Source organism: Tautonia sociabilis, assembly GCF_003977685.1.
Lineage (GTDB): Bacteria > Planctomycetota > Planctomycetia > Isosphaerales > Isosphaeraceae > Tautonia > Tautonia sociabilis.
This window is the reverse complement of record NZ_RYZH01000010.1, coordinates 134,706-144,608: the sequence shown is the minus strand read 5'-3', so window position 1 is coordinate 144,608 and position 9,903 is coordinate 134,706. Positions and strand designations below refer to the sequence as shown.

Below are 9,903 nucleotides of genomic sequence, written 5' to 3'. Positions count from 1 at the left end.
CGCTGCCCCTACCAGGTCCTGGGCCTGGTGCTGCCGACCGCCGACTTCTGGGAGCTGCTGCAGGCCGACCCCGCCGCATTGACGCAACAACTGTCAACCCAACAGGATGGCGGATGAGACAGTGCCCGGAACGAAGCCAACGCGAGTCGCGTAAGTCGTAGTATTGAATTGGGTTCTGGGAAATGAGCCCAGCGTTCCGCGAGCGCACCGCCCGGGGAATCAGAGCAGGCTCACGGGGTCGACGTCGACCGCCAGCTCGATGGGGTGAGGCGGGTCGGCCAGGGGGAGGGCGGCCCGGAGGAGGGCCTGCAACGGGGGGGCGGTCGGCGCTCGAAGCTGGAGGTGGTAGCGGAACAGGTGCTTGATCTTCATCACCGGTGCCGGCGCCGGGCCGAGCAGGAGGACTCCCGGATCGGCCAGGCCCCGGAGCACTCCAGCGAAGGAGTCGAGGAAGGCGACGACGTCCGCCTCGATCGGCCCCCGGGCGATGAGCCGGACGACCCGGCCGAAGGGGGGGTAGTGGTGCTTCTTACGCTCGGGGAGTTCCTGGGCCACGAAGCCGAGGTAATCGTGCCGGGCGGCGTAGGAGATCGCGGGGGCGTCCGGCGCGTAGGTCTGCACGAGCACCCGGCCGGGCCGTTCCCCTCGGCCGGTGCGGCCGGCGACCTGGGCGACGAGCTGGAACGTCCGCTCGGCGGCCCGGAAGTCGGGCAGGTGGAGCGAGGTATCGGCGTTGACCACCCCGACGAGGGTCACATCCGGGAAGTCCAGCCCCTTGGCGATCATCTGAGTCCCGAGCAGGATGTGCACCTGCCGGGCCCGGAACGCCGCGAGCACCTGCTCATACGCGCCGGGGGACCGCATCGTGTCCGAGTCCATGCGCCGGACGACGTGGTTTGGGAACGCCTCTCGGACCTCTCGTTCCAGCCGCTCGGTGCCGATGCCGCCGTAGTGCAGCGTGTTGCACGAGCAGGAGGGGCAACGGTCGGGGGGAGGGTACTCGGCGTCGCAAGTGTGGCAGAGGGCGGTGTGCCGCTCCTTGTGGTGCGTCAGGGCGACGTCGCAGGCGCCGCACTTGAGCACGCAGCCGCATTTCGGGCAGAGGATGAAGGTGTGAAACCCCCGACGGTTGAGCAGCAGGATCACCTGCCCGTTGTCGTCGAGCGCCTCGGCCATCGCCCGCCGCATCAGGCCGCCGAGGGCGTGCGCGGGTTGCCCCTTGCTCGGCTTCTCTCTCCTCATGTCGATGATGTCGACCCGGGGCATCGGCCGCTCGGCGACCCTTCGGCCGAGGGTCAGCCTCGTGTACCTCCCCCGATCGGCGTTGGCCCAGGTTTCCAGCGCCGGGGTGGCCGAGCCCAGGATCACCGGCAGCTTCTCCAACTGGGCCCGCTTCACCGCCACGTCCCGGGCGTGATACCTCGGGGTCGTCTCCTGCTTGAAGGTCGACTCGTGCTCCTCGTCGATGACGATCAGGCCGAGCTTCCTGGCCGGGGCGAAGATCGCCGACCGGGCGCCGACGACCACCTGGACCTCCCCCGAGGCGATCGCCCGCCAGTGGCGGTGCCGCTCGGCGTCGCTGAGATGGCTGTGCAGGACGGCCACGCGGTCGAACCGCCGGCGGAACCGCCGGATCGTCTGCGGCGTGAGGCTGATCTCCGGGACCAGGACGATGGCCTCCTTCCCCCGGGCGACCACCCGCTCGATGGCGCTGAGGTACACCTCCGTCTTCCCGCTGCCGGTCACGCCGTGCAGGAGGAAGGTGGCGAAGGCGTCGCCGGCCAGGCTCGGCGCCAGCCGATCGAGCACGTCGGACTGCTCGGAGGTCAGCGCCACGGGGGCCTTGCCGTCGTGGTCGTCCTCCGGAACCGTCGGGTCGGACGGCTTGACCACCGGCGCCCGGCTCATCCGGCGCCGGACGGTGTGGATCAGGCCCCGCCTGCGCAGCGAGGCGATCGGGGCCGTGGTGCACTTCGCCAGCCGGCAGACGTCGGTGACGGTGAGCGTCCCCACGGCCTTGCAGAGCAGCTCCAGGATCTCGGCCTGGCGGGAGGGCAGCGTCCAGGTGTCCCGGCAGAGGCGGACCTCGTCGGGCACGATCAGGCAGGTGGCGATCCGAGTTCCCGCCTGCTTCTTCACGCCGGCGGGGACGACCGCGTCGAGCGCCTGTCCCCAGGAGCAGGCGTAGTAGCCGGCCATCCACCGGGTCAGCTCAAGCATGACGCCGTCGATCAGGGGAGGGTCGTCCAGGACCTCCAGCACGTCCTTGACCTTCCCCGGGTCGACCGCCGCGGAGGGCTCGATCCAGACGACGTAGCCGGTGATCGGCTGGTTCGCCCTCCCCAGCGGCACCCGGACCCGCTGGCCGACCTTCACGCTCCCCCGCAGCCGCTTCGGGATGGCGTAGGAGAAGACCTGATCGAGCGGCCGGTTGAAGACGACGCCGGCGAACGGTCCCTCGGCCTCGACGGAGAACAGCGCCCCCTGGTCGTCTCGGCTCCCGGCGTCGAGTCGGCTCATGGGCGAGGGCCCCTCGGGGGGAGGCGGCGGGGCCTGCCCCGGGCCGCCCCGGTTCTGCTAGACTGGCCGCCTCGGCCACCGTCCCAGGGTAATCCTGATCGCCTGTCCACAGCAACCCCCGAGCCTCGGCGATGCGACTCGGCCTCTTCGGCGGCACCTTCGACCCGATCCACCTGGGGCATCTCATCCTGGCCGAGTCGTGCCGGGAGGCGATGGCTCTGGACCTCGTCTGGTTCGTCGTCGCCGGCCAGCCGCCGCACAAGCAGCGAGAGGGGCGCACCCCGGTGTCCGACCGGCTCGAGATGGTCCGGATCGCGATCGCGGGGAACCCGGCCTTCGAGGTCTCGGAGATCGAGGCCCGCTCGCCGGGCCCGCACTATACCTATCGGACGTTGGAGGAGGTGGCTCGGAGCCGTCCTGGGGACGAGCTGTTCTTCCTCATCGGCGGCGACAGCCTCGCCGACCTGCCGACCTGGCGGGAACCCGGCCGGGTGATGAGCCTGGCCACCGTGGTCGCCGTCGGCCGCCCCGGCACCGCCGAGCCGCCGGCCAACGCCACGCGGGAGATCCTCGACGCCCACCCCGACGCCCGGCCGATCGCCCGGGTCGACGCTCCGCTGGTGGAGGTTTCCTCTCGGGACCTCCGCCGCCGGGTCGCCGAGGGCCGCAGCATCCGATACCTCGTCCCGAGGGGGGTCGAGGCGTACATCGAGGCCCATCGGCTCTATCGCCCGGCCCCCTGATCCCTCCGCGCGCCGGCCTGGCGACCGAGTCGCAGGTCGGTCATCGTATCATAGGGAGCGGCGCTCCGCCGATCAGCGACTGACCAGAGGCGACGCGCCGCCCCCCGATCGCGAAAGGACCGACCGCGATGATGCCGATCACTCGGAATGACCTGGAAATCCTGATCGATTTTCCCGATCAGACCGATTATGTCGTCAGCGCCTTTGCCGACCTGACCGTCCGGGACGGCTTCCGCCGCTTCGCCGAGACCGAGCTGGCCAACATTGTCCGGCAAGCCGGAGCGGCGCTGTCGGAGGCCGAGGCCAGCCGGGCGCTCGATGAGCACATGGGACCGATCCTCCAGGCGGTCGAGCACGCCGAGCCCTCCTCCAAGGGCCTGGCCGCCTTCAGCGCCCCGGGCCGGGGCCTCTTCCACGTGATGCAGCTGGCCTTCCCGGTCGGCAACAAGCTGGTGCTTGACGAAGAACCCTACGTCTTGCCGCTGCTGGAACGCTGGTACGGCGCGCCGAGCTACCTCATCGCGCTGGTCGATTCCCATGAACTGCACCTCTTCGAGGCCCACTCGGGCCGAACCGAACGCATCGCCGGGCTCAACAAGGAGGTGCCGACGGAGATCCAGCGGGACAAGCCCTGGTTCACCTACAAGAAGCGATTCAACCACACCTGGCACGAGCGGCAGCAGCGGCTCACCAACGACGAGTTCCTCAGGGCGGTCGCCGACGTCATCTCCGAGCACTTCCGATCCACCTCCCCCACCGGCCTGATCCTGCTGGGGCAGCCGCCGACGACCGCCGCCGTCCGCCGGCTCTTGCACAAGGAGGCCGCCGCCGCTGTCGTGCTGGAGCACTCCCAGGCGATGCGGTCGCAGCCGAAGACCGCCGACGTGGAGGACGACGTGGTTCGGGCGATCGAGGCGTGGAAGCGGGCGGAGCGCGACCGGCTGCTCGGCGAGCTGGAGCAGCGCTGGGCGCGGGGCCACCTCGTCGCCAACGGGCCGACGGAGGTCCTCGACGCCCTCCAGCAAGGACGGGCGTATGAGATCGTCTTCGGCTCCTCCCGGGCGATGCCCGGATCGCGTTGCCGATCCTGCGGCTACCGCTTCGGCGCCCCGACGGTCCAGTGCGTCTACTGCGGCGGGAGGGCGTCGATGGTGGACGCCGCCCAGGAGATCATGAAGATGGCCCTCAGCCAGCGGATCGCCTCGGTCCACCTGCTCGATCGCCCCGACGGCCGAGCCCCCGATCCCTTGGAGCGGGCCCACGGCGTCGCCGCGCTGCTGCGGGCCGAGGCGAACTGGGCCCCCGCCACTTCCCCGGAGGGCCGCTGAGCAGGCCCCTCGATCGATGACCGTCCCGCCCCGTCCCGGTTCGGTCCTCAACGGAGCCGGCCGGGAGCGGGCCGAGAGGCGGCCCGGGTCACGCCCGGGTCGATCGGGGCCGATGCCCCCTCGTCGGGGATCGCGATGGTGCGGGGGAGCGTCCGTCTCGGATGCCGGGCGACCTCCGGCCGGGCGACCGGGTCGAAGACCGAGGAGGGCCACCGCACCAGGCGGACGCCGTTGGCCAGGGTCACCCGGGGGATCCGCTCCAGGTCGTCGGAAACCAGCGGCGGCCGGATCGGCAGGCCGTCCCCCCGGTCCCCCAGGGCCCGGAAGATCGCCCCCGATCGTGTGATCGAATCCAGCGAAAGGCCGGTGAAACCGGCCTGAAGCGCCAGGTCGGCGGCCTTCCAGTACAGGGCGGTGTCCAGGCGGTCGACCGTCGCCGCGTTCATCTGCAGGGTGTGGAACGGACCCTCCCCGGTGTCGAGCCAGGGCAGGCCGGCCATGGCCGAGGCGTGGTCGGCGACCAGCGGCGGATCAACCGACCGGTCGCTCCGGAGAAAGATGAACTGCTTCCGCTCGGGGGGGATCGCCGAGGCCTCCTCGAAGATCTCCCGGGCCCGGACGTCTCCCACCACCACGTCCTCCTGCGCCGCCGCCACGACCAGGGCGGTCGTGCCGGGAATCCGGGACAGATCCGGCCCGCTGGCCGGCAGGACCTCTCCCGGCAACGCCGCCACGACCGCCTTGGGCTCAGGCAACCCGACCTCGGCCGCCAGCGCCGCGAGCTGGGCCGCCAGGTTCCCCCCGGCCGAGTGCCCGATCAGGGCGAAGCGGTTCCGGTCGGGTCGGACGTGCCCCGGGGCGGTGTCCAGCACGTGCAGGGCACTTCGGATCGCGTCCAGCGCATTGGGGAGGAACTCCGCCGGCCGGGTCCTCCAGTCGTCCTGGTACCTCGGGTAGATGACGATGTGCCCCCGACGGGTCAAGTGCGCGATCCAGGAGCCGTACAGGCCGGGATTGGTCGACATCCAGCCGTGGAGGAACACGACGACCGGCGCGGGGGCGTCGGGCTTCGGGTCGATCGGCTCGAACAGCCAGTAGGAGCGCTCCCCCTCGCCGAAGCTCAAGGCGAGCATCGCCGAATGAGGCGGGCCCGAATGCTCCGACTCGCCGCCCTGCGTGCCCGAGTCCCTCGGAATGGCCGGGCCGGACAGGATCGCGGCCAGGAGCAGGATCGGCGCAGCAGCCACGGCAAGACCCTCCCTGGAGTGGCGATCGCCGCGGGGGATGGCCGTCCCTGGACCATCCCGGGGCGGGCCCCGCGATGCCGGTCGGACCATCCATACCGGCTTCGCCCCGATCCGGGAAGATGAGTCCGGGCGGGAACCCGGTTTTCCGGCTTCGATCGGAAAATCGCTCAAGTTCGGAACCGGGTCGGGGCGATGATCTTGGTTGAACATCGGATCGGGCCGGCAAGGAAGCGGGCCTGGGACGAGTTCCGAACGATTCGGGGTGCGGATGAGAGGCGATCGGCGCGGCGTCGGGGCAGCCTGGAGGGCGTCCCTGGCCGCGATGCTCCCCTGGCTTCTCCAGGCCGGCCCGGCCCAGGCCGAGACGCCGCCGATCCGGCTGACGGTCGAGGTGAACTGGCGGGCCGCGCCCGGGGTGATCCTCGGCCCTCGGGCCCCCGCGCCGGGAGGCGTGGTCCTGGAAGTGACCGAGGGACGGGTCGTCCAGGCCCTGGCTTGGCCCGAGGACGACGACCCCACTGGGGTCCCCTCCCTGCCCTCTCCCGAACCCCTCCCCGGCGGCGCCTGGCGAATCGGGAGCGAGCCGGTCGGGAAGGCTCGGGCGAGGATCGAGGCGCCGATTCAGGCCTCGATGACCGTCCGGCTCGGCTCGTCTCGATGGACCATCCCGTTGCTTTCCCTGCTGGACGGCCCCCAGGCAACCCCGGTCGACGGCGGCACGATGATTGAGGTCCGTCGCCTGCCCTGGGACGCGATCGAGGTCCACGTGCCCGGCGACGGCACCGCGACTCCCGGAGCGGTCGTGCCCGTCACCGTGGGCGTCAACGTGCTCGCCCCCGAGCCGACCCAGGTTGACCTGTCCCTCTCGGTCCGGCTGCGGCCGATCCGAGGGGATCGGGTGCTCTGGGAGGACTCCCGTCGCGTCGTCGTCCCAACCAACGCGGGGCAGCCCCCCGGCCTGATCCTCCCGGTCCAGATGCCGGACGAGGAGGGGACCTACGTCCTGGAGCTCGCGACGACCTGGGCCCCCCGGGGCCCCCAGGCCGACTCCTCCCGGCTCGGCCGATGGTGGCGGAGGCTCCGGCCCCAGCAGCCTCCGGACGGGAGCGTCCGACGGGTCAGCCTGACGGTGCTCTCCCGCTCCGGGCCTTCCCCTCCCGGCTCGGCTCCGGAGTCGGGGGCCGAACCGGCCGAGGTCGTGGTCGATGCCGTCGGTCTGGGCCGAGCCCGGGGGATCCGTCCCCGGCCCGAGGGCCGGGCGCCGGCCGACCTCCCCGACCCGGAATCCCCCTGGGCGGTGCCGATCGAGCTGCTCGTCGATCCGCCGAGGAGGGATCGCCACTGGACCCTGCTGTCCCGGGTCGGCACCGATTCCCGGCCGCTCCGGGAGGCCGGGCCGGAGGGGCTTTCCTGGACCGCGGCCCCGCTAAAGGTCGCGCACCCGAACCGGCCTCACCGGCTGGACCTGGAGATCCTGGACGGGGAGCCCTCCGCACTCTCGGTCGCCCTGATCGCCCCCGGGGTCCGTCCCCGATTGCTGCTGGACGCGAGGGGAAGCGGCGGCCGGGTGGAGGGGGCCGGACCGCCCAGGGTCCTCTCCTGGCCGATCTGGCCCGATGCGAGCGAGCCGGTCCTGGTGGTCGTCAACCGATCCCCCGACCGTCCCCTCGCCCTGGGAGACGCCTCGCTCGTCGAACTGGCCGGGGAGCCCGCTCCCCTGAAGGTTTCCGACCCTCCTCCGGACGGCGGGAGGGCGGTCGCCCTCCGGTTGACCGGCCCGGGCGATCTCGACCGGTTCGGCGGCCTCTCGGACGACGGCCCGGACGATCCCCTCTCCCGAGCATCGCACCTGGCGAGTTACCTCGACTGGCTCGGGGCCTCGGCGGTGGTCGTGCCCGATAGCCCGGCCGATCGGCCGATCCGATCGGCGCTCGAAGGCCAGGCCGACGAGGATCCGATCGGTCCCGATCGCGATGGGGTCCTGCGGTCGATCCTGGACCGTCAGGGGGTGGAGCTGATCCTCGAGGTGGACCTTGAGGGTGTCTCGCTGCCCGGACTACCTCCCCCGGGGTCCTATGAGGCCGAGGCCCGAGGGCTGGTCCGGCTGGACGGAACCGGCCGGGCGGAGGCCGGGACGCCGTCGTACAACCTGCTCCGACCCGAGGTCCAACGGGCGCTGACGCGGCATCTCCTGGCCGCCTTGGAGGATGAGGGGGCGCCGGCTTCCTCGAGGCCGGATGGGCTCCTCGTCCGGCTCGGGACCGGCCCGACGCTGCCCGGGAGGGCCGACACCGGCTTCGACGACGAGACGTACCGGCGGTTCGTCGCCGAGGCGATCAAGGGGGCCTCGGCTCCCGGGCTCGACCCGACGGACCCGGCCCGATTCGCCTCCCGGCTCGAGTATCTGACCGGTCCGGCCTCGGTCCCGTGGCTCTCCTGGCGATCGAGGCAGGTCGGGGAGTACTACTCGGGGCTCGCCTCCCGGATCGCCGAGGCCCGGCCGGGAGTCCGGCTGCTGGTCGCCACTCCGGGGCTCGACGACGGCCCCGCCGGGGCGGAGGCCCGCCGGGTCGACCGAGAGGGGCTCTCCCCCGAGGCGGCCTGGAGGTCGCTCGGCCTGGACCTGGACGACTGGCCCCGGGGAGACGGGCCCGCTCCGATCGTCCTCCGGGGAGTCGGGGCGAGGCCGGTCGGCCTGGAGCACGACCTGGCCTCGCATCCCGCCCTGGACGCCCCGCTGCTGGACCACTCGACCCGGGGGGTATTGCTCGGGATCGAGGACGCCGCTCCCCGGTCGTCCCCCTTGAAGCTCTCGGCCCGGGGCGTTGGCCCCGATCCCGGGGCGGACGAGCCCTTCGGGCACGCCCTGGCGGCGCTGGATGCGAGCTGGGTCGTGGTTTCCTCCCCGACCGCAAGCGGCGCGGAGCAGGCCGTCCGTCGGTTCTCCCGGGCCTTCCGAGCCCTGCCGTCGTCTCCCGGCGTCCCGGCCGGGGCGTCCACCTCGGGGGTGCTTGCCCGGGAGATCTCCGCCGGGGAGGACACCTATATCGCGATCGCCAACGACACCCCGTTCGCGGTCGAGTTCTCGGCCTTGCTGGCGGCGCCGGCCTCCGCCCCGATCGTCGATCTGGCAGGGGGCACTCCGCTGCGGGTCGAGGCCGCGTCGGGAGGGCGTCGGGTGTCGGTCGACCTCGGGCCGTTCGGGGTGGCGGCGTTCCGGGTGGGAGCGCCCGGGGCCCACCTCGGGGCGGTGTCGACGACGTTTGACCCGGCGCGCGAGGAGCACCGGAAGGAAATCGCCCGTCGGCTCCAGGAGCTCGCCTCGGGAGGGTCGATCGCCCGGCTCAACCCCGGGTTCGAGCCGGAGGCGGCCCTCCGTCGGGCTGCCTCGGACGGAGAGGACTCGTGGACCGCCGCCGGATGGACCGCCGAGGGGGCGGGAGGACCTTCTGTGGCGATCGTCTCCGATCGCCCCAGGACAGGGAGGGGGAGCCTGCTGCTGATCGCCCCCGAGGCCCCGGCCGCGGCCTCCAGCCCGAGCTTCGCGGCTCCGGGGCCGGCGGCCACGCTCCGGGCCTTCCTGAGGACCGAACCCCCCGATGCGAGCGTGAGGATCCGGATCGATTCGGAGCCCGGGGCCTCCGAGCCGGTCCGGCTGGCCGCCGACCTTCCCCGGGCCGACCGAAGGAACTGGTCGCCGCTGGCGCTGCGGGCCCCGGGGCTGCCGACCGGGTCGTCGTCTTCCCTCCGACTCCGCTTCGAGCTGAGGTCCCCGGGGAAGCTCTGGGTGGATGACCTGTCGCTGGTCGGGCAGGGGCTCGCCCAGGCCAGGAGCTGCCTGACGGCGGCGCTGCAGGCGTATGACGAGGGGCGATACGCCGACTTCGCGAGGCTCTCCCGATCGCACTGGGTCGAGGCGTCCGGCGGCCCGATCCTCCCCGGGGGGGCGACGTCCCCGTCCCCGGGATCGGCGCCGGCCGGGGCGATCGCGACTGACCTACCCGAGCGGGCCCGACTGCGGTAAGATCCCCCCTCCCGGATGGAAGGAGGGCCGATCCGGAGGCT

The 9,903-nt window shown here is 72.4% G+C and carries 5 protein-coding genes; 3 read left to right on the top strand and 2 right to left on the bottom strand.

Annotated elements, in window-relative coordinates; all coding sequences use genetic code 11:
- Nucleotides 1-219 precede the first annotated feature (219 nt).
- Nucleotides 220-2,520, bottom strand: a complete 2,301-nt coding sequence (priA, locus tag TsocGM_RS07335; protein WP_126724650.1) for a replication restart helicase PriA — start codon at nucleotides 2,518-2,520, stop codon at nucleotides 220-222.
- 131 nt (nucleotides 2,521-2,651) lie between these two features.
- Between priA and nadD the strand changes: the two genes are divergently transcribed.
- The gene (gene nadD, locus TsocGM_RS07330) at nucleotides 2,652-3,263 is read left to right on the top strand and encodes a nicotinate-nucleotide adenylyltransferase (protein ID WP_126724649.1); all 612 of its coding nucleotides are present in this window, start codon (nucleotides 2,652-2,654) and stop codon (nucleotides 3,261-3,263) included.
- A 128-nt stretch (nucleotides 3,264-3,391) separates the two neighbouring features.
- On the top strand, nucleotides 3,392-4,591 hold the full coding sequence (locus TsocGM_RS07325) for a baeRF10 domain-containing protein (protein WP_126724648.1): 1,200 nt from the start codon (nucleotides 3,392-3,394) through the stop codon (nucleotides 4,589-4,591).
- A gap of 47 nt (nucleotides 4,592-4,638) precedes the next feature.
- On the opposite strand, the gene TsocGM_RS07320 is transcribed toward TsocGM_RS07325, so the two are convergent.
- On the bottom strand, nucleotides 4,639-5,838 hold the full coding sequence (locus TsocGM_RS07320) for an alpha/beta hydrolase (RefSeq protein WP_158633416.1): 1,200 nt from the start codon (nucleotides 5,836-5,838) through the stop codon (nucleotides 4,639-4,641).
- A gap of 268 nt (nucleotides 5,839-6,106) precedes the next feature.
- Between TsocGM_RS07320 and TsocGM_RS07315 the strand changes: the two genes are divergently transcribed.
- Entirely contained in the window at nucleotides 6,107-9,862 is a 3,756-nt protein-coding gene (locus TsocGM_RS07315; RefSeq protein ID WP_126724646.1) for a hypothetical protein, read from the top strand.
- The last annotated feature ends 41 nt before the right edge of the window (nucleotides 9,863-9,903 follow it).

Excerpts from the sequence above, each read along its gene's own strand:
- priA (WP_126724650.1), bottom strand. The coding sequence starts at position 2,520 with ATGAGCCGACTCGACGCCGGGAGCCGAGACGACCAGGGGGCGCTGTTC.
- nadD (WP_126724649.1), top strand. The coding sequence starts at position 2,652 with ATGCGACTCGGCCTCTTCGGCGGCACCTTCGACCCGATCCACCTGGGG.
- TsocGM_RS07325 (WP_126724648.1), top strand. The coding sequence starts at position 3,392 with ATGATGCCGATCACTCGGAATGACCTGGAAATCCTGATCGATTTTCCC.
- TsocGM_RS07315 (WP_126724646.1), top strand. The coding sequence starts at position 6,107 with ATGAGAGGCGATCGGCGCGGCGTCGGGGCAGCCTGGAGGGCGTCCCTG.